This is a genomic window from Syntrophales bacterium, from assembly GCA_026417625.1.
Taxonomy (GTDB): domain Bacteria; phylum Desulfobacterota; class Syntrophia; order Syntrophales; family UBA8958; genus JAOACW01.
Genome location: JAOACW010000006.1, coordinates 42,220 through 65,470, shown reverse-complemented (window position 1 = coordinate 65,470; position 23,251 = coordinate 42,220). Strand labels below are relative to the sequence as shown.

The 23,251-nt window shown below is 43.7% G+C and carries 19 protein-coding genes, 1 tRNA gene and 1 other RNA gene; 9 read left to right on the top strand and 12 right to left on the bottom strand.

From position 1 onward, the window contains the following. The first annotated feature begins 15 nt into the window (after positions 1 to 15). From N2317_05635 to N2317_05610, 6 genes are all read left to right on the top strand, one after another. Positions 16 to 1,023 (top strand): Wzz/FepE/Etk N-terminal domain-containing protein, encoded by a 1,008-nt coding sequence (locus N2317_05635; protein ID MCX7816970.1) that lies wholly within the window; start codon positions 16 to 18, stop codon positions 1,021 to 1,023. Continuing rightward, the gene (locus N2317_05630) at positions 1,020 to 4,175 is read left to right on the top strand and encodes an SLBB domain-containing protein (protein MCX7816969.1); all 3,156 of its coding nucleotides are present in this window, start codon (positions 1,020 to 1,022) and stop codon (positions 4,173 to 4,175) included. Before N2317_05635 ends, N2317_05630 begins: the two co-directional genes overlap by 4 nt. A gap of 25 nt (positions 4,176 to 4,200) precedes the next feature. Then, positions 4,201 to 4,731, top strand: coding sequence for a hypothetical protein (locus N2317_05625; protein ID MCX7816968.1), 531 nt, complete (start codon positions 4,201 to 4,203; stop codon positions 4,729 to 4,731). Between the two features lie 23 nt (positions 4,732 to 4,754). After that, positions 4,755 to 6,863 carry a YjbH domain-containing protein gene (locus N2317_05620; protein MCX7816967.1) on the top strand — a complete coding sequence of 703 codons (2,109 nt, stop codon included), beginning with the start codon at positions 4,755 to 4,757 and terminating at the stop codon, positions 6,861 to 6,863. A 68-nt stretch (positions 6,864 to 6,931) separates the two neighbouring features. Next, entirely contained in the window at positions 6,932 to 7,240 is a 309-nt protein-coding gene (locus N2317_05615; GenBank protein MCX7816966.1) for a hypothetical protein, read from the top strand. Between the two features lie 68 nt (positions 7,241 to 7,308). After that, positions 7,309 to 7,848, top strand: coding sequence for a hypothetical protein (locus tag N2317_05610; protein MCX7816965.1), 540 nt, complete (start codon positions 7,309 to 7,311; stop codon positions 7,846 to 7,848). 6 nt (positions 7,849 to 7,854) lie between these two features. On the opposite strand, the gene pyrF is transcribed toward N2317_05610, so the two are convergent. The 5 genes from pyrF to N2317_05585 are packed head-to-tail and all read right to left on the bottom strand — an operon-like array spanning position 7,855 to position 12,766. Then, positions 7,855 to 8,589 (bottom strand): orotidine-5'-phosphate decarboxylase, encoded by a 735-nt coding sequence (gene pyrF, locus N2317_05605; GenBank protein ID MCX7816964.1) that lies wholly within the window; start codon positions 8,587 to 8,589, stop codon positions 7,855 to 7,857. A gap of 11 nt (positions 8,590 to 8,600) precedes the next feature. Beyond that, positions 8,601 to 9,179: a ribosome biogenesis GTP-binding protein YihA/YsxC gene (gene yihA, locus N2317_05600; protein ID MCX7816963.1), complete on the bottom strand. Its 579-nt coding sequence runs from the start codon at positions 9,177 to 9,179 to the stop codon at positions 8,601 to 8,603. A 16-nt stretch (positions 9,180 to 9,195) separates the two neighbouring features. Next, positions 9,196 to 10,569, bottom strand: coding sequence for a sigma-54 dependent transcriptional regulator (locus tag N2317_05595; GenBank protein MCX7816962.1), 1,374 nt, complete (start codon positions 10,567 to 10,569; stop codon positions 9,196 to 9,198). A gap of 21 nt (positions 10,570 to 10,590) precedes the next feature. Then, positions 10,591 to 12,591, bottom strand: coding sequence for a PAS domain S-box protein (locus N2317_05590; GenBank protein ID MCX7816961.1), 2,001 nt, complete (start codon positions 12,589 to 12,591; stop codon positions 10,591 to 10,593). Then, entirely contained in the window at positions 12,584 to 12,766 is a 183-nt protein-coding gene (locus tag N2317_05585; protein MCX7816960.1) for a hypothetical protein, read from the bottom strand. The genes N2317_05590 and N2317_05585 overlap by 8 nt, the downstream gene beginning before the upstream one ends. Positions 12,767 to 13,119: 353 nt before the next feature. Between N2317_05585 and atpE the strand changes: the two genes are divergently transcribed. The 3 genes from atpE (at position 13,120) to ppsA (ending at position 17,450) form a co-directional block, all read left to right on the top strand. Then, positions 13,120 to 13,500 carry an ATP synthase F0 subunit C gene (gene atpE / locus N2317_05580; protein ID MCX7816959.1) on the top strand — a complete coding sequence of 127 codons (381 nt, stop codon included), beginning with the start codon at positions 13,120 to 13,122 and terminating at the stop codon, positions 13,498 to 13,500. Positions 13,501 to 13,564: 64 nt separating this feature from the next. Then, positions 13,565 to 14,881: a cache domain-containing protein gene (locus N2317_05575; protein MCX7816958.1), complete on the top strand. Its 1,317-nt coding sequence runs from the start codon at positions 13,565 to 13,567 to the stop codon at positions 14,879 to 14,881. 154 nt (positions 14,882 to 15,035) lie between these two features. Continuing rightward, on the top strand, positions 15,036 to 17,450 hold the full coding sequence (ppsA, locus tag N2317_05570) for a phosphoenolpyruvate synthase (protein ID MCX7816957.1): 2,415 nt from the start codon (positions 15,036 to 15,038) through the stop codon (positions 17,448 to 17,450). 13 nt (positions 17,451 to 17,463) lie between these two features. Here ppsA and rnpB read toward each other — a convergent pair. The 7 genes from rnpB to N2317_05535 form a co-directional block, all read right to left on the bottom strand. Beyond that, positions 17,464 to 17,838, bottom strand: an RNA gene (rnpB, locus tag N2317_05565) — RNase P RNA component class A. Next, positions 17,836 to 18,561 carry a C4-type zinc ribbon domain-containing protein gene (locus N2317_05560; GenBank protein MCX7816956.1) on the bottom strand — a complete coding sequence of 242 codons (726 nt, stop codon included), beginning with the start codon at positions 18,559 to 18,561 and terminating at the stop codon, positions 17,836 to 17,838. The genes rnpB and N2317_05560 overlap by 3 nt, the downstream gene beginning before the upstream one ends. A 175-nt stretch (positions 18,562 to 18,736) precedes the next feature. Continuing rightward, positions 18,737 to 18,809 (bottom strand) — tRNA-Ile (locus N2317_05555). A 58-nt stretch (positions 18,810 to 18,867) separates the two neighbouring features. Continuing rightward, positions 18,868 to 20,577 carry an RNA polymerase sigma factor RpoD gene (gene rpoD, locus N2317_05550; protein ID MCX7816955.1) on the bottom strand — a complete coding sequence of 570 codons (1,710 nt, stop codon included), beginning with the start codon at positions 20,575 to 20,577 and terminating at the stop codon, positions 18,868 to 18,870. A gap of 3 nt (positions 20,578 to 20,580) precedes the next feature. Continuing rightward, entirely contained in the window at positions 20,581 to 22,368 is a 1,788-nt protein-coding gene (gene dnaG, locus N2317_05545) for a DNA primase (GenBank protein MCX7816954.1), read from the bottom strand. A 27-nt stretch (positions 22,369 to 22,395) separates the two neighbouring features. Then, on the bottom strand, positions 22,396 to 22,842 hold the full coding sequence (locus N2317_05540; GenBank protein MCX7816953.1) for a GatB/YqeY domain-containing protein: 447 nt from the start codon (positions 22,840 to 22,842) through the stop codon (positions 22,396 to 22,398). Between the two features lie 57 nt (positions 22,843 to 22,899). Next, positions 22,900 to 23,244: a histidine triad nucleotide-binding protein gene (locus N2317_05535; protein MCX7816952.1), complete on the bottom strand. Its 345-nt coding sequence runs from the start codon at positions 23,242 to 23,244 to the stop codon at positions 22,900 to 22,902. Between the last annotated feature and the right edge of the window lie 7 nt (positions 23,245 to 23,251).

Here is a 23,251-nt window from a genome sequence, read left to right as displayed (position 1 = left end):
AAAAGAGGAGGGAGAATGACAGAAAATCGACCATCCCCACATGCACCCGGTGAAGTAACCCATTATCCCTCGGAGGACGAAATAGATCTCTATGAATTGTGGATTGTTATCTGGAAGTACCGCAAAATGATAGCCATTATTGTATTCATATCCGTTTTATCAACTGCTGTTGTATCCCTCTTTATGCCCAACATATACCGAGCACAGGCTGTAATCGTTCCAATAACTAAAGATACGGGAAGTTCCGCGGGTGTCAGTGCTTTAATAGCGGCCCAATTTGGTGCACTACCCGGTATCTCCCTTCCAGGATCAGCGACTGCTGCAGAAATAATGGCCCTCCTTAAATCCAACGTCCTCCGGGAAAAGATGATTACCCAGTTCAACCTTCTACCAGTATTATTTTCAGATCAATGGGATGAAAAAAAGAATACGTGGAAGAAAAAAAGGAGTGCTTCAATAAACCCCCTGCCTTACATAAATAAGTTAATAAATCCCCCACCCCCGACCGTAGTCAAAAAAGATCCTCACGTACCAGACACATGGGATGGACTTCGGGCACTCGAAAAGATAATTAAAATTACACAATCACCGAAGGAAGGAACCATAACCGTATCGGCGGAGTTTAAAGACCCAGAAATGGCAGCACATATAGTTGAGTATCTACTAAGGACACTAACTGACCATATGAGCAGCGAAGCAAAAAGGGTGGCAACCACGAACAAGAAATATCTGGAAGAACAATTGGCAACCACCTCAGATCCCCTTATAAAACAAAAAACTTATGCACTCATAGCACAACAGATTGAGCTTTCCATGATGGCCGAAGTCAAGGAAAACTTCGCCTTTAAGCTGGTGGATCCGCCAAAGATCCCCGATTTGAAAATTAAACCCAAAAGGTTATTAATGGTAAGTGTTGCTTTCGTGAGTTCCCTATTCGTAGGTATATTTTTAGCTTTCCTTCTAAATTACATCGAAAATACAAAAAAGAGGGTACAAACTTTACAATCAGGTGGGGTCCCATGAAACACTTTATGAAATTTCTGCTTATCCTTGTTATCATGTGGGCAGGAAGTATTTTTGCCCAACAGCCCTCCATAACAGTGAAAAGCATTCAGGATGGGTCATCCAGAGTAACCGAACCCGTATCTCCGCCTCAGTTGCCCCCTTCCACACAATTGAAAGATATTTACCAGCAATTGACCCCCGAGCAAAGGCAAACCTTGGGACTTGATGAAATTCAGAAATCGGGGGAATTACAGAAAAAGGGAGAAAAACTCACACCTGAAGCCATTGAAGCCCTTAAAAAACGTCCAGAATACAAAGGGATTACCCCGGAAGAAGTTACAAAGGGCAAAGAGATGCTAGAATATAAAGGCGCGGTCCAAGAGGAAGAATCCCTTTTTACCCGGTTCCGAAAAATCGGAAAGTACCAGAACATCCCACTTAACCTCAAACCATTCGGTTACGAATTCTTCAAAACGGCAGCAGTTCGCCTTGTGACAGATCGTTCTGACATACCGGTACCACTGAAATACGTTATTGGGCCAGGAGATGAAGTAAGATTACTCCTTTGGGGCCGTGTAAACGCTCAGTACAACTTGATTGTAGACAGGGATGGGAAGATTACCATTCCTCAAATTGGGCCACTCTACGTGGCTGGAATGACCTTCGAAGAGATGTCCAAACAGATCATAAAGCAAGCCGAACAGATCGTTGGTACAAATGTTGATGTAACACTGGGTGCCCTCAAAACAATACCCATATTCGTTCTCGGTGATGTTAGACGACCGGGTGCTTATACAATCGGTTCCTTTGCAACGATCACAGACGCTCTCCTCTTGGCAGGCGGACCCACAGAGATCGGTTCAATGCGCAAAATACAACTCCGAAGGAAAGGGGAAACTATTACAACTCTTGACCTCTACGACCTTTTCCTCAGAGGAGACAAATCAAAGGACGTAACACTCATGGCAGGGGATGTGATCTTTGTTCCCGTAACAGGACCACTGGTCGGTATTGCCGGCCATGTCAAAAGACCAGCCATATACGAACTATCCACGCAGCACGACTTAAAGTACCTAGTCGATATCGCTGGGGGAATAATACCTTCAGCTTACACAAGGCAGATCCAGGTTGAACGCATCGTCAAAAACGAAAAACAGATAGTAGTAGACATTGACGACAAAAACCTCGAAAAGGCCAAAAATTTTATACTTCAGGATGGAGATCTCGTAAAAGTATTCCCCATTGTAGAGATGGACGTTAACATAGTTACTTTGAACGGCAACGTTAAACGTCCAGGGAAATACGAATACAAAAAAGGGATGAAAATCGGAGATGTAGTAAAAATTGAGGAACTACTGCCAGAAACATATCTAGATTACGCTCTGATAAAGCGATTAGAACCACCACTAATGAATTCTACTTTAGTCCCTGTTAATCTGAAAGCACTTCTTTTTTCGAAAGATGAAAATCACAACATAGAACTAATGCCTCAAGATGAGATCTATGTTTTCAGTAAATGGTTCTTTGAGGAAAAACCATATGTTACCGTCGAAGGGGAAATACGGGGAGAATGTCATGCTGAGAGTAGTGACGTTCTTGAAAACCGCACTCCGGGATTTCTTACAACCCTAAAAAACGCCCAACTTTACTTTCAGTCAATGGAAAAGGACCTCTCCAACCGGGGTATGAATGATCTCGCAGCAATGGTAGGGGAAATAAATTCCACAATTAATGCTGGTAAGGTGCCCCCCGCGGGTAAATTACTTCAACTAAGAATTGCCCTACAAAACGCGGGTGAGAGCAGCTACGCAACGAAGATTTTGGAATTCGAGAATTTGATGAGACCCTCCTGCCGTTTGAAGCTCGAGGATAACATGCGGGTGAGAGATGCCATTCTTGCATCCGGCGGTCTTACGAATGAGGCTTATCTCAAAAAGGCACAAATAGTAAGAAAGGATGCATCGGGAAAACTCCACACACTTTTCTTCAGCGTAGAAAAAGCTTTGGCCGGTGATCCAGAACACAACATACCTCTTGAAAAGGAGGACAAGATAACCATTCACTCCATCTATGAACACGAAGTACATAAATTCGTAACAATCGATGGAGAAGTTACAAAACCGGGAAAGTACCAATACACAGAAAATATGTATGTAAAAGACCTAGTATTCAAGGCAGGGAATACTCTGGAATCTGCTTACCTCGACGAAGCTGAGCTTTTCTCTTCGTTCATAGACGAACAAAATACCATGCGCACAGAAAGACGTGTAATAAACCTGCGGAAAGCCCTATCAGGTGACCCGGAGCACAACGTCCTTCTGAAACCCCGGGACTATCTGTTAGTAAAACGTATACCCAACTGGGGTCCCACCATGTACGTGACACTTATGGGAGAGTTCCGATTCCCGGGCAAATACGCAATCCAAAAAGGTGAGCGTCTATCCTCAGTCATCGAGAGGGCAGGAGGGTACCTTCCCACGGCATATCTGAGGGCTGCTTACTTTACCCGGGAATCTGTCCGCAAGCTACAGCAGAAGAGCCTGGAAGATATGACGAAGAGAATGGAAAGGGAACTTCTAGCGGGGGCGTCAACGTATATAGCTTCTTCACTGACAGCGGAAGAAGCCCAGGCAAAATCACAGGAAATGCAAATGAAGCAACGCCTGATCGATCACATGAGGTCACTTAAAGCAACAGGAAGAATGACCATCCACCTTGCCCATCCACGTTTGCTCAAGGGAAGCATCTACGACATCGAACTGGAAGACGGGGATACGCTCTACATTCCCCAGAAGAGTAGTGTGGTCAATGTAATTGGTGCTGTCATGTCTGAAGGTACCCACGTTTATAACAGCCGGTGGTCTTATATCGACTACATTAAGGCCTCGGGGGGATTCTCCACTTTTGCCGACGAAGACAACGTATTTGTACTGAAGGTTGATGGAAGCGCCCGCAAACTTAAAGACACTATCATAAGCTGGGATGAAGGGAAAGAACGTTGGGAATTCACTGCTTTTGGAAGAGAGAGGTTCCCTCAAATTGAACCTGGGGACGTCATCGTAGTTCCCGAAAAAATAACAACAATCGCCTGGCTTAGAGAAATTAGAGACATAACCCAAATACTTATGAACACCGCTGTTACCGCCGCAACGATTATAAAACTGTTCTGAGTATTTAGAAATGGCAGGGAAAAAAATGAGCAAGAGGAATAAAATCGTAACTGCTGTTATACTTGTTCTAATTTTTTACCTAACACCTGAAGCCGGTCAGAGTGATGATACGCCCTTAAGCAGAAAGACACTCCAAAACATTAAGAGTGTGGCCCTATTCATAGAAGACCTACAACCAAACATACAAAAATATGCAAAAAAGGCCGGCATATCAGAGGAATTTCTCAAAAGGCGTATAACAAATCGACTGAATCAAGCAGGAATTAAGGTCTTGGAAGGGGATGAATGGCTTAAAATACCAGGGCGCCCGTTTCTTTACCTAAACATTAACACCCACGAAACAGAAAAATACTGGTACGCCTACGACATCAAACTCGAATTGAGACAACTCGCCTTTCTTACCGCCAATCCCAAATTGCAAACCGCTGTGACAACGTGGAGTCTAAACGTAACTGGACTGGCAAATATTGGCAACATTCACCACATCCAGCATGATGCTTTCGTTCTAGTTGACAGATTTGTGGCCGCATATAGAGAAGCCAATGGACTCCAGTAAAACCCTTTCCTGCGAGACTGGAGATGAGGGGTGATTTGCTTGCTGGAGACATAAAGAGGTTCGTAGTCGCATTTTTTTTTCTTATAGCGTGCAACATCATTGGCTCACCAGTAAAAGCAAAGGATACAGAGTTTATAACACCAGCAAACTACGGTGGAACTGGCATTATGGAAACTCCCACGGCCCGTTTTCTTGAGGAAAATCACGCTCGTTTAGGATTTACTCACATTCCTCCTTACAGAAACTTCTACGGTGCCTTCAGTCCTCTAAAGGGAATAGAAATAGACGGAAGATTCACGGAAATCCTCGACGTTCCCGTCAACCCTGGTGATCCCACATGGAGAAATTATGGCAACTACAAAGACAAGGTGGCGGACATCAAGTTTCGCCTGTTACGTGAGAAAAAATATCTACCCGCGATCGCTGTAGGTATCATGGATCCTCATGGAACCCGTATATTCTCAGCCCAGTATGTCGTTGCATCGAAACAGATCTATCCTCTCGATTTTACACTAGGTTTTGGCAATGGTCGCTTCGGCAAAAAACCCCTTTCACCCTCAGGAGAAACGATCAAAATGGAAATAATCCAAAATCCTCGGGAATTTATATCCGATAGCCAGTTCTTCGGTGGCATTCAATTCGCTTTAACCCCGTGGCTCATTTTGATGGCTGAATACAGTCCTATAAGATATGAAAAACAAACACAGGACCCGGGACAGAAGATACATTTTCCCAAACCTGTACCATCGCCATTCAACTTCGGCATACGTGTTAAACCCTGGCAATGGTTGGAAACAGATTTTTCTTATCAGCGAGGTGAACAGTTCGGCGTAAACGTATCAGTAAACTTTGAATTGGGTCCGCCTATGGTCCCCCTCTACGATGTTCCTTACAAAGAAAGACCTCAAGCACGCCATATGCCCCTCAAGTACAGAATAGTGGAAGCCCTGGAAAAATCGGGGTTCAGCGGCATCAGCATTATCATCGACGGAAGTGATCTCTGGATTGAAACACAGAACGACAAGTACTACTACACTCCTCGGGCAATTGGCATGGCACTTCGAGCAATACACGAAGTATTAAAAGAAGACACCACCGTTAAACAGATACACCTAATTCTCTCCGATAACGATATCCCAATAGTGAAATTCGAAACCACCCTATACGATCTGAAAGAGTACATACAGGAGCATTTAACTACGGGGGAATTCCTCTACCTTTCCCACATTGATACAACCATCCACAAAAACCTCGAGGCGAAGAAAACAAATCCAAAATGGTGGGATTGGGGAATTAAACCGTCATTCCAGACTTTGCTCAACGACCCGTCGGGTTTTTTTAAATACCGTCTCGGTGCACTAGGCTGGATAAGTATTAATCCTCGAAGAGGTACATCAATAATAGCCGGTTTAGAGGGCTATCCTCTCAACAACATCTCATCTGCCAACCCTCCTATGCCACAGGCGGTGCGCTCAGACCTATGGCTGTACAAGAAGGAGAAACTCAACATGGGATTATTGATGTTAGAGAAAATGGAGAAATTTCCAATGGAGATCTACGGTAGGATATCAGCAGGCTACCTGGAACTGCAGTACGGTGGGGTTGATGTAGAGGCGATGCGACCATTCCTAAATGGACGTCTCCTTGTTGGACTTAACACCACCTGTGTTAAGAAAAGAGAACCTGATAGCGTCTTCTCTTACAAAAAAGAAGACTACAAATCATGGTACAACACAGCATTTCTGAAAACGAGGCTAAACGTACCCGAACTTGAGAGTTCTCTTGATATAAAAGCAGGACAGTTTCTTGCAGGAGATAGAGGCGTGGTGTTTTCTGTCTCTAAGTTTATAAATGGTATTATTTTAAGCATTTGGTACAGTATAACAGACACCTCCCTATTTACAGATAAGTTCAATAGGGGTTACCACGACAAAGGTATAGGTATCGTCATACCCCTTCGTTTATTCAAAGGCTCCGATTCCAAAACATCTTACGATTTCAAATTCTCACCCTGGACCAGGGATGTAGCCCAGGACATAATACACTTTCATGACTTATTTGACATAGTTCAGCGGAACACAAAAGTTTACCTCGAAAAGGATCTCATAACAAAAAAACAGGGTCTGGACTAAAAAACATTGACAAAAAAATTTGGCATGCTAAAAATAAAGTACCTTGATGGGAAGGAGGGATTTACTCAATGATGCGTAAGCTGTACAGTAAAAAAATTGCAGTGATCAGTGTACTCACCCTCATCGGAATGCTCTTATCTACTGGAGTATTTGCTCAGGCACAGGTAGGTGCAGGAGCAGCAGCAGGTGCTGGAACGGGTGCAGGAGCAGCTGTGGGCGCGGGAGCAGCAGCTGCAGGTGCTGGAGCAGCAGCAGGAACTGCAACTATTGCGGGTATAAGCATTGGTACAATTGCTGTGGCTACAGTGGCAGCTGCGGCAGTAATTGCGACAGTTGCAGAAGCGTCAAGTTCGGGAACTTCTACAGCACACCATTAAAATTTAACCAACAGTCGAAAAAGAACCTCTTTGCCACTTTCTGGCGAAAGGGGTTCTTCTAACTGTTTATGTATCGATTACCTAACCTTAGTTATAGAGCATATCTCTGTTTTTTATCCGTTTTGCTTATTACACACTGCACAGGCAACCAAAATATTCCAACCTCATACCCCGACGTATCCGAGGAAAATATACTTTACGAGACAGTGGAAAAGTTCTTCACCGCCATGAAGGAAAAAAAGTATGTAGTTGTCTGGGAGGGGCTAACAGCAAAATCTAAAAGTGAGATTGTAAAAAGTGTTATCTCATTCGCAGCCAAGGATAAAATTTACCTGAAGGAAGAGGAAACGGAGGATGATTTTGCCAAAGGTGGCCCACTAGCAAAAGCTTACTGGAATGGATTTCTAAACGCATTCAACCCAGATATGGTCCTCGTGCAGAGCACTTGGAAAATCAATAAGATCAAAAAAGACTACGCAGAGGTGGATATCCTCTATCACAAGTCAGAACACCCCGCCAATCTAAAACTCTATAAGGAAGAGGGAAAATGGAAGGTTGGTTTGGAGGAAACGTTTGGTTACATAAGACGTTACTTAATGCGTAAATAAATTCTCTTACAATTTCCCGCAGAACAGTTCCTTTATAGTTTTTTGAATGGAAATTACAGCTTCTCGTGGGTCAGGAGCTTCCCGAATAGGCCTACCCACAACAATGTAGTCCGCACCGTTTAGAAAGGCCTCGCGGACATCCACTGTCCGTTTCTGGTCATCTACGTTTTTAACTGGGCGGATACCCGGGGTAACAACCACAAAACCCTCTCCCAACTCCTGCCTCAAACGCCTAACCTCCAAACCCGAGGAAATCACACCCGCGCATCCTATCTCAATTGCTCTCCTCGCCCTCGATAAAACCAGATCTTCCACAGAGCAATCAAAACCTAAATCTCTTATGTCACCTTCATCCAAACTGGTGAGCACTGTAACGGCAAGTATGTGGATTTCCCCCTCGGCTTCCTCCACAGCCGCCTTAAGAATCCCATCGTTTCCGTGAACTGTGGTGAAATACACTCCTCTCCCCCGAAGGCGCGCCACCGCCGATCTTACCGTTTGGGGCACATCGAAGAATTTGAGATCCACAAAAACTTTCTTTCCCCTATCTTTTATCCATTTAAGTAGTTCGAAATATCCACCCGCCATGAATAATTCGAGACCCAGTTTGTAAAAATGTACATTCTCACCCAGATATTCAACTAAAGACTTAGCATCCTCCGCCGATGGCACATCCAAAGCCACTATAAGCCGTTCACCTGGAGGTATGGGTTTTTGGGAAAGCAATTTTCTATCGGTCACATTCCCCTCCTTTATTTTAAATGCTGGTTGATCGCCTGAACAATTTTTTTCTTACCCTCTCCCGTTCGTGAAGAGTAAACAAACAACTTACCATTACCAAGATCACTGAGGATACTTGCAATCTCCCTTTGCCTCCGCTCCACCTCCATCCTCGTCACTTTATCGGCTTTAGTCAAAACCACTATAAAGGGGCGACTGTACATCTTTAACCACTCAATGAGATCAAATTCCTCCTTCTCCGGGTTGCGACGAATATCTACGAGAAGAACAACGAGCCGTAGATTATCGCGGGTTTTTAAATAGGTTTCCACCATTGGACCCCATTCACTGCGAATTTTAGCAGCGACTCTAGCGTAACCGTACCCAGGTAGGTCAACGAAAACCCATCGATTCTCTACGAGGAAAAAGTTGATCGCCCTCGTACAACCAGGTGTGGAGCTTATATGTGCGAGATTTTTTTGCCCGAGAAGCGAATTTATGAGCGAAGATTTGCCTACATTGGAACGTCCCGCAAAAGCTACTTCAGGTAAGTTATTCTTTGGATAATCCTCACTTTTAACCGCCGATTTAATGAAAGATGCACGAACCATGGAAAAAACACATTCTTCAGGGAATCTCAATTCCGTACTTTTCCAATTTCCTCTCCAGCGTTGGCCGCGAGATACCTAAAATCTCACATATTTCCCCCTTATTCTTGTCAGGGTGCTCTTTAATTATCTTCCTTATGTACCTTTCCTCCACCTCCTCGAGTGTCAGCAATTTTCCAGGTTCCTCGAATATATCCTCCTCAACCTTACGAGTTGTTTCTCCTTTTGTTTCCAGAGGTAACTCGGGAAAATCCTCCCGTACTAAAACCTGTCCCTTTGCCACCACAGCAGCCCTAACCAAAAGATTCTCCAATTCACGAACGTTTCCCGGCCAGTGATATTTCATAAATATATCCATCATTTCATCGGAAACACCTATTATCCGCTTGTGAAGATCCCTGTTTATCTTAGCAATCAGATAATCAACGAGTAGAGGTATATCTTCCCGACGCTCTCTTAGAGGAGGAATTTTTATGGTGACAATATTCAACCGGTAATACAAATCGTCTCTGAACTTTCCCTCCTTAACAAGCTGCTTTAGATCTTTATTGGTTGCAGCAATTATACGAGCATGAACCTTTATTCTATCCTTACCACCCACCCTCTCGAATTCCATCTCCTGGAGAACCCTAAGAAGTTTAGCTTGTAAATTTAAGGACATTTCACTTATCTCGTCCAGAAAAACCGTCCCGTAACGAGCGAGCTCGAATTTACCCAACTTGCGAGTTATTGCACCTGTGAAAGAACCCTTCTCATGACCGAAGAGTTCTGATTCCAGAAGGGTCTCCACTATAGCAGAACAATTAACCGCTATAAACGGTTCATCAGGTGAAGTGTTGTAATGGATCACTTTTGCGATGAGTTCTTTACCTGTACCACTTTCGCCTTCAATAAGCACGGTAGCCCTATTTTGAGATATAACACCTATCGTTTTAAATATCTCTTTCATCTCCCTGGTATTACCAATCATATCTCCCACTTTAAAACTGCGAGATGGTTCATTCAAAAGCCCCCTAATTTTTCTCTCCATCTCCAAACTTTTAAGCGCCTTATCAATAGCCACTTCCAGTTCATCTATATTTATAGGCTTATGGATGTAGTCGAACGCACCGCTTTTCATAGCTCGGATTGTCGTTTCCATATCGTGGAAAGCAGTGATCATTATTACCTTAACATTCTCTTCCTCTTCTTTAAGGTCCTCTAACACTGTAAATCCATCTATATCAGGCAAACGAATATCCAGAATAACAATGTCTGGATTATGTTGAACAAAGGCATTCAAACCATCCGTTCCTGTATAAGCGGCATACACCTCATGCCCTTCCTCGGTAAGATAGAGTTCCAAGGTCTCGGCAATCGATTTATCATCGTCAATTATGAGAATCTTAGCCATACTTCGTTCCTAAAGGGTGATCTATTTATCCGCCGTCTTCAACGTTACCATCACACATGTCCCCTCACCCAACTTGCTCCTTATATCAATATTACCCTCGTGAAGATCTATAATTCGCTTCACATGAGCCATCCCCAGACCAGTTCCATAACGCTTCTTTGTGAAGAATGGATTGAAAACATGGGTCAAATCCTCTTCAGAGATTCCACAACCAGTATCGTGGAACTCCACTTGTAGTGACTTATCATCCCTCAACGTCGCCTTTATTAACAATATCCCTCTATTTTCCATAGCCTCAATGGCATTGCGCATTATATTAAGAAACGCCCGCTGCATCATCGCATCATCAACATCAACCGGTGGTAAACCCTCTGGAATCTCCTTGACCACACTAATCTCTTTGTCCAAAATAGCCTTTTCTACCATCTCGAGAGCGTTTTCCACTATCCGCCGTATATCTGAGGGGCGTTTCTTGGGATCCCCAGGTCTCGCGTAGATAAGCACATCATTAACTAGGTTCTCCAAATGTTCGACTTCTCTGAGGGCAATTTGAAACCTCTTTAAATCATTGCCCGTGGGCCTCAATCTCTTCTCCAGTATCTGGAGGCTCATTTTAATTGATGAAAGAGGGTTGCGAATCTCATGAGCAATTCCTGCAGAAAGCTGACCTATAGCAGCAAGTTTCTCAGCTTCATAAACCTTCCGCTCCAATTCTTTGAATTCTGTTATATCACGCTGAGCTATAACATAGCGGTTCCGACCCTTCACGGGTCTAGGCGTTAGAAGATAGGTTCTTTTCTGACCGGTACGATCCGTACTCTCTATTTCATAGGGTTTGTAGTTTCCCTTCTTTATCTCCTCCCAGCGTGCCATTAAAAAATTCTTGTGTTTGGGTGCATATTCAGAAAAATGCTTTCCCACTATTCCCTCTGGACCCGTCCCGTTCTCTCTGCCTCTACTAACATACGTGATGATCCCATCCTCATTCAATTCGAAGAGTGTATCAGGTGAACTATCAAGTATTGACTGGATGTAGTGGTAAAGTCCCTCTATTTCTTTGCGGAGATTTATGTTTTCTGTAAGCTCGTTTTGAAGACTTTCAGCATATTCCATCAGACGCTGCTCCAATTCACGCTGTCTTGTGATGTCCTGTAGTGTCTCTATTGCCGCAATTATGTCTCCCGCCTCGTCATATATCGGAGCGGCGAGAAAATAGAGATGACGACTTTTTCCCCCAAGATTTTCATAGTAATCCCAGGCCTCATAAGCCCCCGGTATGATCGCCGAACGCTGAACCTTTTTCTTTCCGTAGTATTTGTCAAGAGCCTCAAAATCGCTATCAACAATGAGATCAGCTATAACAGGCCTCTTCTCTCCATAGAAAGGCTTATACTGCAGATCGGTACCCAACATCTCCTTCGCTGAATAACCCGTAAGTTCCTCACAGGCCTTGTTCCAGAATATTATTCTGTGACTCTTATTAATAACAAAAGCTGGAATCGGACTCCCTTCTATAACCCCTTCAAGGGTTTTCTGCAGTGTGATGTTCCTTTCTAGCTCCTTCTGTAGATTGCTGGCGTATTCCTTAAGGCTTAGTTCCAGCTCTCGTTCCTTGGTTACATCCTGAAGTGTTTCAATTGCTCCTATTATCTCTCCTTTTTCATCGTATATAGGAGCGGCGAGAAAATAGAGATGGCGACTCCTTCCACCTAAGTTCAAGAAGAAATCCCTCGCCTCATACGCACCTTTCACTATATCAGAAGGCCTCCCTTGTTTGGTGCCGTAATACCTCTCTAGAGCCTTAAAATCCTGGTCAACTATAAGATCCGCAATAAGGGGCCTTTTACTCTCATAAAATGGCATGTAATGATGATCCGTTCCTATTATGTCTCGTGCATGAAAACCTGTTAGTTCCTCACATGCCCTGTTCCAGAAAATTACCCTATGATCTTTGCCAATCACAAAAGTGGGTATTGGAAGACCCTCAATAACACTCTTGACTATCAGAGGATTTTCAATCATCGGACATCCTCCCCCCTTTGTTACGGCGATACGTTATCCAAGCAATAAAAACATATACACCTACTGCTGCAGTAAGGGATATCATTAGCTTCGTAAGACCACTTTCAATTCCTATTACCTTCTGACAAACAAGCCAAACCACAAGATACGTAACAGCTGTTAAAATTTCCTGCACTAAAAACTCCTTCCGAGAAACTGTAAGAAAATACTACAAATCCCTTAGCCTTTTTTCAAGGAGAAACCACCATGTAGAAAATCATTCCAACTTTTGTTCAATAAATAAATCCCCCTTTAAAAAAATTTTCAATCGTAAAGAAACCCACCCCACACACATGCTCTTCATTTTTGTTAATATCTACCGTATCATAAGTGTATCTTGAGGATGATACGTTTCATTGGCACAAGTATTGCTGTCATCTGACACTCGGTTTACTTAACATTTCCCTTTCTCCATCCTACATTTTATGTTAACGGAGAAAGGCACAACTTAGAGCTCAATAAAAAAATTAAAGAAAGGAGATTTGAGAGATGCTTAGGAAGGTTGGGAGAACATTCTTTACCACACTATTTGCCGCTATGGCTTCTATGCTAGCTTCTCCACTCGTTTACGCCGCAGGAGAGGCATTACCAGTTGCGGGAGAGTCTTATGCTAAAGTGCTTTTCGCCATTGGTGCAATGATTGGCGCCGGATTTGCCATAGGTGTTGGTGCTGTTGGTGCAGGTCTGGGGATTGGAAATGCTGCTAGTGGAGCCTGTCAGGCTGTAGGCCGCAATCCTGGGGTACAGGGAAAGATCATGACCGTAATGCTCGTCGGAATGGCTATGGCCGAATCAATTGCCATTTACGCACTTGTCGTCGCTCTAATTCTACTTTATGCCAACCCCTACATGAAGTATTTTCTTGGCTAAGTCGTGAGTGGTATACGCTTAATTAAGCGGTTAATCTAAAAGAATATAGTTAGGGGGAAATGGCATGACAAAAACTAAAAAAGAAAGGCAGATTTTCACGGTTGCTCGCGTATTCTTCCTCCTCATTGTGATCCCCTTATCACTAGTTGCTATACTTATTGCAAACGGTATCTTCAAATTGGGAGTGGCTGTACGAGAAAAGGCTGTTACAGTTTTGGATCAGAAAGCACAGGAGGAAATCAAAATACGCGCCATTAATCTTGCGGATGAAGTTGCCAATTTCCTCAACGAACGTAAAAAGGATCTGTTGATTGCTACCATTATTCCGGCTACAGACTCCGCGTTTCAAAAATTTGTCCAGGAGAATCGCCGGCATATCTGGGTTAAAGAAGACGGGAAGCTAAAACAGGTCTCCATTCCCCTTTACACTGAGATGTCGCTGATTGACAAAAATGGAAACGAGATGATCAAAATTGTGAATGGCCAGATTGTTCCTACATCAAAACTTGTAAATGTAAGCAATCCCGCAAATACAACATATAAATCGGAAACGTACTTCGCTAAAGCCAAAAATCTAAACAAAGGTGAGGTTTATGTTTCTCCCGTAACAGGATGGTATGTTACCCGAGGTGAATTCGAGAAAGGCAAAAGGTTCTCAGGCGTCATTCGATTTGCCACACCTATTTATGGTCGTGAAGGGTTTCAGGGTGTAGTACAACTTGCATTAGATTATCGCCACTTAGCTGCATTCACGGATCACATCGTACCGACATCATCAACGCCAGTTTTTGAGGCTGATGCATCAACAGGTAATTACGCCTACATGGTAGACAGTGAGGGGTTCATGATATCTCACCCCAACGATTTTCACATTCGAGGTTTGCTTAAAGATGGGACACCTGTGCCACCTTTGACAAAGGAAAACCAGGAAGAGCTTACCAAAAAGGGGATGGAAGTTCTAAACCTGAAGCTGATGGGTTATCTTGACCCGAATATCCCACAGGTAGCCAGTGATGCCTTATCAGGAAAAGCGGGTATTAAAATGTACAAATTCGCAGGGCACACGAAATTTGTCGCGTATGCACCCATTAAATTCTTCACAGCGGATTACCCTCCCCCAGCTGGCTTTGGATGGATCGCAATGGGTGTGGATGTGGACAAATTCAACGAACTCGCAATTCAAACTGCCAAAAATATCGAAAAGGAGAGCAGAGCCTGGACTACAACTATAATTGTTATTCTCATCATATCTATAGTCATCCTTTTCGGTATTGCAGCACTTCTCGCCCGAGGAATTACCCGCTCAATAGAAACTCCGGTGCCTGAAGGAGCGGAAGGAGAAGGTCCTTTTTACGACGATGAGGAAGAAGAGGAAAAGTAACTAACTAAAAAAAATTGGAAAAACTGGAGACTACAGTCTCCAGTTTTTTTTGTTCTTATTCTAACATACCTTGTGATTGACACCCCAGAGCAAAATTGTTATGGACAAAATCTCAATTGAGGGTAATTTCTCCATAAACCAGGAGGACAGTAAAATGTCAGAGAATAAATTTATACTATGGTTCGATGAAGTTCAGATGAGTGATCTACCTCAGGTGGGAGGTAAAAATGCCTCCTTGGGGGAGATGAAACGGGAACTGGGGCCAAAAGGGGTAAATATACCTGATGGTTATGCCATAACGGCCCATGCTTACCGCTACCTTCTTCAGTCCGCAGGTCTCACTGAAAAAATAAAAGAGATTCTCGCTGATCTCGATACCCACGATATAGAAAACCTAAAAGAACGCGGTAAAAAGATAAGAGACCTCATATACGGAACCGAATTGCCCAATGATTTGAGAGAAGCTATTGTCGATGCCTACCGAGAACTCTGTGCCAGATATGGGGAGAATACCGACGTTGCCGTGAGAAGTTCAGCAACAGCTGAGGATCTTCCTGACGCCAGTTTTGCTGGTCAACAGGAGACTTATCTTAATGTCAGGGGAGAGAAAGACCTTTTAGACGCATGTAAACGTTGCTTTGCTTCCCTCTTTACGGATCGGGCGATATCTTATAGGGTCGACAAGGGATTCGATCATCTCTCCGTGGCCCTGTCCATAGGTGTTCAAAAGATGGTGAGGTCAGACCTCGGTGCCTCGGGGGTTATTTTCACTATCGACACAGAATCGGGATTCAGAGATGCGATATTGATCACAGGTTCGTGGGGTCTGGGCGAAACTGTAGTTCAGGGAAACGTTAATCCTGATGAGTTCTACGTGTTCAAACCTACCCTAAAACAGGGATTTCGACCTATAATTCAGAAAAAACTGGGGACAAAAGAAAGAAAACTGGTTTATGCCGAGACCCACCAAGAAGGGGAAGCTACCGTTCTTGTAGAAACTCCTATTGAAGATCGTCGTCGTTTCTGTCTAACTGATGATGAAATACTAAACTTAGCCCACTGGGCAGTGATAATTGAAGAACACTACTCTAGCAAAGCGGGTTACTTCAAACCAATGGACATAGAATGGGGAAAGGATGGAAGAACTGGAGAACTGTTCATCCTGCAAGCTCGGCCCGAAACAGTTCAGTCACAAAAGGATGGCAGTATATTAGAAACTTACGTGCTACTTGAGAAAAAACCACCCCTTGTCACAGGAACAGCTGTGGGTACAAAGATAGGTGCTGGACCAGTCAATGTCATTGAAGATGTCTCTGAAATTAAAAGATTTAAAAAAGGTGAAGTACTTGTCACGGACATGACAGACCCTGACTGGGAACCCATTATGAAAATGGCAGCGGCCATTGTGACAAACAAAGGAGGAAGAACGTGTCACGCCGCAATCGTGAGCCGCGAACTCGGTGTCCCATGTATTGTGGGAACAGAAAATGCCACCTCAGTCCTACAGAATGTAAAAGAGGTCACTGTGTCATGTGCAGAAGGTGAAATAGGTTATGTTTACGAAGGGATATTGAAATACGAAATTCAGAGGATCAATGCAAAGAATCTAGAAAGACCCAAAACAAAAATCATGATGAATGTGGGTAACCCAGAGATCGCCTTCAACCTAGCCTCCATTCCCAATGACGGTGTAGGATTAGCCCGTCTTGAATTTATCATAAACCAGCATATAAGCGTACACCCCATGGCCCTTATTCAATTTGACAGAGTCACTGATCCAGAAATCAGGCAAAAAATCGAGGAACTTACATATGGTTATGCGAACAAAGCTGATTTCTTTGTGGACAGACTTGCTCAAGGTGTAGCTAAAATAGCTGCGGCATTCTGGCCCAACGATGTGATTGTACGCATGAGCGATTTTAAAAGTAACGAGTACGCAAATTTGATAGGTGGTTCGTATTTCGAACCTCAGGAAGAAAATCCCATGATCGGATTTAGAGGGGCCTCCCGTTACTACGACGAACGATACCGAGACGCATTTGTTCTCGAATGCGCAGCGATGAAGAAGGTCCGGGAAGAGATGGGGCTCACAAATGTAAAACTCATGATCCCCTTTTGTCGAACTGTAGAAGAGGGGAAAAAGGTAATCGACATAATGGCAAAAAATGGCCTCGTGCAGGGTGAAAAAGGTTTAGAAATTTACATGATGGTGGAGATTCCCAGTAATGTTATTCTTATCGAAGAATTTGGAAAGATTTTTGACGGGTTTTCAATAGGATCCAACGATCTTACCCAGTTGACCTTAGGTCTAGACCGAGATTCTTACCTAATTACCCACTTATTTGACGAACGAGATCCGGCAGTTCTTATACTTGTAAAAGAAGCTATCACTAAAGCAAACAAAATGGGTAAAAAAATCGGTATCTGTGGCCAGGCTCCTAGTGATTATCCTGAATTTGCCCGTTTCTTAGTAGAATGCGGTATCACCAGCATATCTCTGAATTCCGACACTGTGATCAAAACCACACTGGATATATTAGAAACAGAGAAAGCCCTCGGAATATCTTGAAAAAAGAAAAGAGTACCTGAGCCGATCTGTAAGCCGAGTTCTGTACCCCGGCGGAAAGATAAACCCGCCGGGGTGATGATCATTTCTCTGGGACGACGGTTACCCGCCGCCTCAAGCGACCTACCCGAGAACATCGGACGGGCCATCCTCAAGCGTTCTCCTATTTGGTCTTGCTCCGGATGGGGTTTGCCGTGCCTTCCCTGTCACCAGAGAAGCGGTGAGCTCTTACCTCACCTTTTCACCCTTACCCCGCTAATGCTGGGCGGTATATTTTCTGTGGCACTTTCCTGAGGTCACCCCCAGTCGCCGTTAGCGACCATCCTGCCCTGCGGAGCTCGGACTTTCCTCCCCTCCCGTGAAATGGAGGAGCGACCATCCGATCTGCTCAGATACCCTTTTCGTTATGATTGTACCAGAAAATTATCCGATTGCAATGGGGACAGAAAAAAATTTCATCCTTGTTTGTCATAAGATCGTTGTAAAGTTGGGGAGGGATATTCATATGACAACCACCGCAGATCTCTTTCCAGACTGAAACAACGGCAATACCGTTGTTTAAAGCCCTTAATTGATCATACTTCCTAAGGATCTCTGAACTAAGCTGCTTCCTCAGAGCATCCCCTTGTTCTCTATACGTCCTTAATTCATCACCAATGGAATCCATCTCTCTAACCAACTCAGCTCTTTTTCTCTCATAAATTTCTTTGTGTTGTGCAAACCGCGATTCCCTCTCTTTAAGAAACTTCTTCTTTTCGTCTATCTCATCGAGAAGAAGAATTATATCCTCTTCCAACTGTTCATTCTTTTTCTCAATCGTTTCTATCTCCTTCAACATAGCTTGATATTCTTTGTTTGTCTTCACTTCGAACAACCGTGCCTTAGTACGCCTGAGGTTTTCCATCCCCCTTTTCAGCTCCTCCTCAAGAGAACGATGCTTTTTAAACAGCTCGTCCAAATAGGACCTATGCCCTTTTAGCTGCTTTTCTTCCTCTCTGTACTGCTCGTCCAATTTCGCTATCGCAGAGGGAAGTTCCTTCTTCTTGAGATTAGCTTGCACAATAGCTGTGTCAATTTTCTGTAATTCTATGAGTAAGTTCAACTTTGCACCCAATGTTCACATCCCCCGAACAAAAATCAGATGAAACAAAAAATGCACCGTTTATTGGTGCATTTTTTGGCAGGAAAGGCCCGCACACTTATTCATAACACACGAGCTATCCTCGTCCTGTCTACCTCCCCAGTTGATAAATATACGGGTCACCTCCCTTGATCCACTCAGATCATGATGGGCCCACCTGGATTCGAACCAGGGACCTTCCGGTTATGAGCCGGTGGCTCTACCAATTGAGCTATGGGCCCTTCACATATAAATTCATTTTAATACCCTATATATTCACTTGTCAATAAGCAAAATAAACTATCTTTTCCTCGTGGGTCTTACATTGGAACTTACATCGCGATCTTTATGTTCTTCGGACTCTTCCTCGTCGAAATCTACCCTTTCACTTATGCCAAAGCGCATCCTGAGCACCTTCTCCTCCCTGGGGGTTAGAGTGGCCAGAATCTTTCTTGTTTGCTCAGCCAGATCCATACTAATTGTAGCATCCGAAGGCGAGAGTATCTTCTTGTCCTCAATAAAATCTCCGAGATGACTATCCTCTTCTTCACCTATAGGTGTCTCCAGCGATATTGGTTCCTTTGCGATTTTGAGCACTTTCCTTACTTTATCCAGGGGAAATTCCATTTTACTTGCAATCTCCTCCGGAGTTGGTTCCCTCCCCAGCTCCTGGACGAGGTATCTGGAAGTCCTTATTAATTTGTTTATAGTTTCAATCATATGCACGGGTATCCGGATCGTGCGGGCCTGATCAGCAATTGCCCTAGTTATTGCCTGACGTATCCACCAGGTCGCATAAGTGGAAAACTTATAGCCCCTTTGATACTCAAACTTGTCCACAGCCTTCATTAAACCTATATTACCTTCCTGAATCAAATCTAAGAACTGGAGCCCCCTATTCGTATACTTTTTAGCAATACTCACCACAAGTCTCAGATTGGCTTCCACGAGTCTTTTCTTAGCCTGTTCCGCTTTAGCCTCGCCGTTAATCACTGTTGTTACAACCTTTTTAAATGTCACCGCAGGCATGCCTGTATGTTCCCTAATCTGTTTGAGCTTTTTGTTAGCTTCCTTTACAGCTTTTTCCGCAGCCATAAGCCTTTCCAGTGATGTACCTAATTCCTCTGCTACCTTTTCCGCTTTATGAGGTTCCACCCTTATCACATTCCACACATACGCCATTTTAGTCAGCGATAAACCAATATTATCTTTCCAGCTTTGAATCTCCTTTTCCGCCGATTCAACTTCATCACGCAACTTTTTCAACGCAGTCACAAAACGCTCAATCTGTTTCTTACTGAACTTTACTTTACGGCAGTGACGCACAATTGTTTTTGTGTTTCGTTCTAGTTCCTTCCTTAGCTCTTGGCGCTCATTCTTTCCAAGTCTTCTGTCTTGCAACTTTTTCCTTAACGCTTCATTTTTCTCGTGAAGTACCTTGACCTTATCGATAAGCTTTAGCACTCTCTCACGATGGATCTCCTCCTCAACAAAACCTTCGTCGTCCTCCAGATTCTCCACCACTCCTCTGATCCTGAGCTCACCAGTCCGCAAGCGCTCACCAATGTCTATAACACCTCTAACGCACAAAGAAACACTGAATACTGAATCCATAACCTCGCGAACACCTTCCTCTATCTGCTTGGCTATCTCCACTTCTCCTTCACGACTGAGGAGCGAAACCATACCCATTTCTCGGAGATACATCTTCACCGGATCCCCAGCCCTACCAGTAAGGGGAAGCAAACCCAGGATATCCTCCTCCTCCTCATCTTTCGAGGAGAGCAGATCATCTGAGACCTTCTTTACAACAAGCCTCTCTCCCTTATCCCCGTCGATGATCTCTATATCTTTCTCTCCGAAAAGGGAAATAATGTCATCCATCTGATCCGGGGATATAGGATCATCCGCAGGCAAAAAATCGTTTATATCATCGTACGTTAAAAAACCTTTTTCTTCCCCCAAAGATATTAGCTTTTTTAGCTCCTCGGAGTGTTCTTCTTTACGCATATGTTACCTTCCCAACGATTCTTTTATAGTCTTCTCTTCCTCAATTAGAGACTGTTTCTTTAAAAGAAGCTCCCTACACCGCTCTTCGTCTCCGGATTCCTCAGCTCTAGCTATAGCGATTCTTAGCTGTTGATGCTGCTTGCGATACCACTTACTCTTTAGCTTTACAATCACATCTGCAATTAATCTGTCTAATTTTTCACCATCGCAAAGTAAAGGTTCCATCAACCTTTTTATACACATACTACGCAAGTTCTCATCGTAAATTCTATAGAGGACATCACTGACAGAAACACTGTAACCCTTTGCCTTTTGATCCTCCAAATATCTCACAAGCTCTCTCAGCTCGTCATTCTCAAAGTACCGGACCGCACCCGTCTTAGTTATGTATTCTACTTTATCCGGATGCTCGACAATCACCTTTATGAGATCTATCTCCAATCTGACAGGAAGAGACGCGAAACTCTCACCCTCTTCAGCTTTACCTTCAAACTTGCTTCTAAGTAGAACATCCACCTCATCTGCAAGCAAATTCTCATCAATACCAACATATTCTGCGATGCGCCGTACAAAAATCCTTCTATCCAGAGGATTCTCCATCTCAGCTACAAATCGTATTGCCTCCCTCAAACGCCCCATGAACTCCTGAGTGGTGTAAGTAGACCCCACACTCGTCTCCAAATAATACTCCATAGCGGGTTTCGCCTTACTGATAAGACCAGTAAATTCGCTTGGCCCAAAGTGGCGAACAAACTCATCAGGATCATACCCATCGGGAAGGGTGATAGCTCGACATTTAATCCCTTTTGACATTAAAATACCTATGCCTCGGGACAATGCCCTACGCCCTGCCTCATCAGAATCAAAAACAAGAGCCACTTCCGGTGTATAACGCTGAAGCAGGTAAACCTGATGAGGTGTTAAAGCTGTACCCAGAGTTGACACCACATTTCTCACACCAGCACACCACAGAGAAAGAAGATCCAAATATCCCTCAACCACAATGGCAAAACCTTCTTTACGGATATCTTCCCTATTTGCCCAAAAACCATACAGAACTTCACCTTTTCTATAAATGAGAGTTTCAGGAGAATTGAGATATTTGGGATCACCCTCCTTTATAATCCTCCCTCCAAAAGCCAGCGTTTTCCCCGCTGCACCTTTTATGGGAAACATCACTCTGCCACGAAATCTATCGTAATAACCTAGTTTTTCACTCCTCAATATCAAACCAGCCTCTTCCACAAAGGAAAGGGGAATCTCCCTTGTCTTCATGAAGTCTCTAAGACTTCCCCATGTATCAGGGCTGTAACCTAAACCAAAAGCTTTTACCGCTTCCTCTGTTATCCCCCGTCCTTTTAAGTAACGTCTAGCCTCACTCCCACTATTCGAGAAAAGCATCTTGACGTAAAATCCTTCTGCTAGGGCATTGACCCTCAAAAGAACCTCCTTTTTTGATTCTACACCCTCACGATACAGAGTTGATATCCGTGCGTCAGGTAACACCACACCTGTGATCCGTGCCAATTCTCGAATGGCTTCTGTGAATGATACACCGTTTACTCTCATTAAAAAATTTATAGCATCACCGCCTTCTCCGCAGCCAAAACAGTAAAATATCTGTTTTTCAGGATTTACTGTAAAAGAGGGTTTATTCTCCCTGTGAAACGGACACAGTCCTACGAGATTCTTTCCTGCTTTTTTCAGAGTAACATAAGGGGATACAACATCCTCTATGTTTACCCTGTTCCTTACCTCTTCCAAAATGCTATCGGGGATTCGCCCCTTCAAATCTTCACCTTTTTGGTGTAGATTATTCTAAGTGGTCAACATTGCTTTTACCATTTCACTAACCGTTTTACCATCCACCCTTCCACTCACAACAGGCATAAGCACCTTCATTACCTTACCCATATCCTTTGGTCCTTTCGCCCCCGTATCCAAAATGGCCTTTTCAATAGCCTCTCTCAACTCCGCCTCCGACATCTGCGCAGGCATAAAGGACTGAATAATGGATAACTCCTGCCTTTCTTTGTCAGCCAAATCATTTCGACCGCCTTTCTCAAACTGTTCTATGGCATCTTTCCGCTGTTTAACCAAAGAACCAAGCACCTGGAAAACTTCTCCGTCGTTTAACTCACGGCGCAAATCAATTTCTTTATTATGAATGGCTGCTTTGATCATACGAAGTGTGGAAAGTCTAACCGCATCCCTGTTTTTAGCCGCACTTATTGTCTCCTTTTCTATCTGCTCCTTGACACTCATACATACACCTTTTAATTATTTTAGTTGCGAAAAGTATATTGTCAACAGCGTTAGGTTTCAGCCCATGCCATCCTGTAACCTACGTCCACCTATAATGTGAACATGTAGATGTAAAATTACCTGTCCCCCTTCTGATTTACAGTTTATAACCGTTCGAAACCCCCTCTCATCTACTCCCTTCCGGCATGCAACTTCTTGAATCGCATTAATCATTGCAGCCATTATTGGCATGTGCTCCTGCCCCACATCCATTAGGGTGGGTATATGCTCTTTGGGAATTAGAATTACATGCACTGGCGCCACAGGATGGATATCATCAAACGCCAATACTTTCTCATCCTCATAAACACGCGAGGAAGGTATCTCATTCCTCACAATTCTACAGAAAATACAGTCCTGCATCACGCTA

Coding starts and splice junctions, on each gene's coding strand:
- N2317_05540 (MCX7816953.1), bottom strand. CDS start 22,842: ATGAGTGTCAAGGAGCAGATAGAAAAGGAGACAATAAGTGCGGCTAAA.
- N2317_05635 (MCX7816970.1), top strand. CDS start 16: ATGACAGAAAATCGACCATCCCCACATGCACCCGGTGAAGTAACCCAT.
- N2317_05590 (MCX7816961.1), bottom strand. CDS start 12,591: ATGATTGAAAATCCTCTGATAGTCAAGAGTGTTATTGAGGGTCTTCCA.
- atpE (MCX7816959.1), top strand. CDS start 13,120: ATGCTTAGGAAGGTTGGGAGAACATTCTTTACCACACTATTTGCCGCT.
- N2317_05620 (MCX7816967.1), top strand. CDS start 4,755: ATGAGGGGTGATTTGCTTGCTGGAGACATAAAGAGGTTCGTAGTCGCA.
- rpoD (MCX7816955.1), bottom strand. CDS start 20,577: ATGCGTAAAGAAGAACACTCCGAGGAGCTAAAAAAGCTAATATCTTTG.
- N2317_05630 (MCX7816969.1), top strand. CDS start 1,020: ATGAAACACTTTATGAAATTTCTGCTTATCCTTGTTATCATGTGGGCA.
- N2317_05575 (MCX7816958.1), top strand. CDS start 13,565: ATGACAAAAACTAAAAAAGAAAGGCAGATTTTCACGGTTGCTCGCGTA.
- N2317_05595 (MCX7816962.1), bottom strand. CDS start 10,569: ATGGCTAAGATTCTCATAATTGACGATGATAAATCGATTGCCGAGACC.
- N2317_05625 (MCX7816968.1), top strand. CDS start 4,201: ATGAGCAAGAGGAATAAAATCGTAACTGCTGTTATACTTGTTCTAATT.
- yihA (MCX7816963.1), bottom strand. CDS start 9,179: ATGGTTCGTGCATCTTTCATTAAATCGGCGGTTAAAAGTGAGGATTAT.
- N2317_05615 (MCX7816966.1), top strand. CDS start 6,932: ATGATGCGTAAGCTGTACAGTAAAAAAATTGCAGTGATCAGTGTACTC.
- ppsA (MCX7816957.1), top strand. CDS start 15,036: ATGTCAGAGAATAAATTTATACTATGGTTCGATGAAGTTCAGATGAGT.
- N2317_05535 (MCX7816952.1), bottom strand. CDS start 23,244: ATGCAGGACTGTATTTTCTGTAGAATTGTGAGGAATGAGATACCTTCC.
- N2317_05610 (MCX7816965.1), top strand. CDS start 7,309: ATGTATCGATTACCTAACCTTAGTTATAGAGCATATCTCTGTTTTTTA.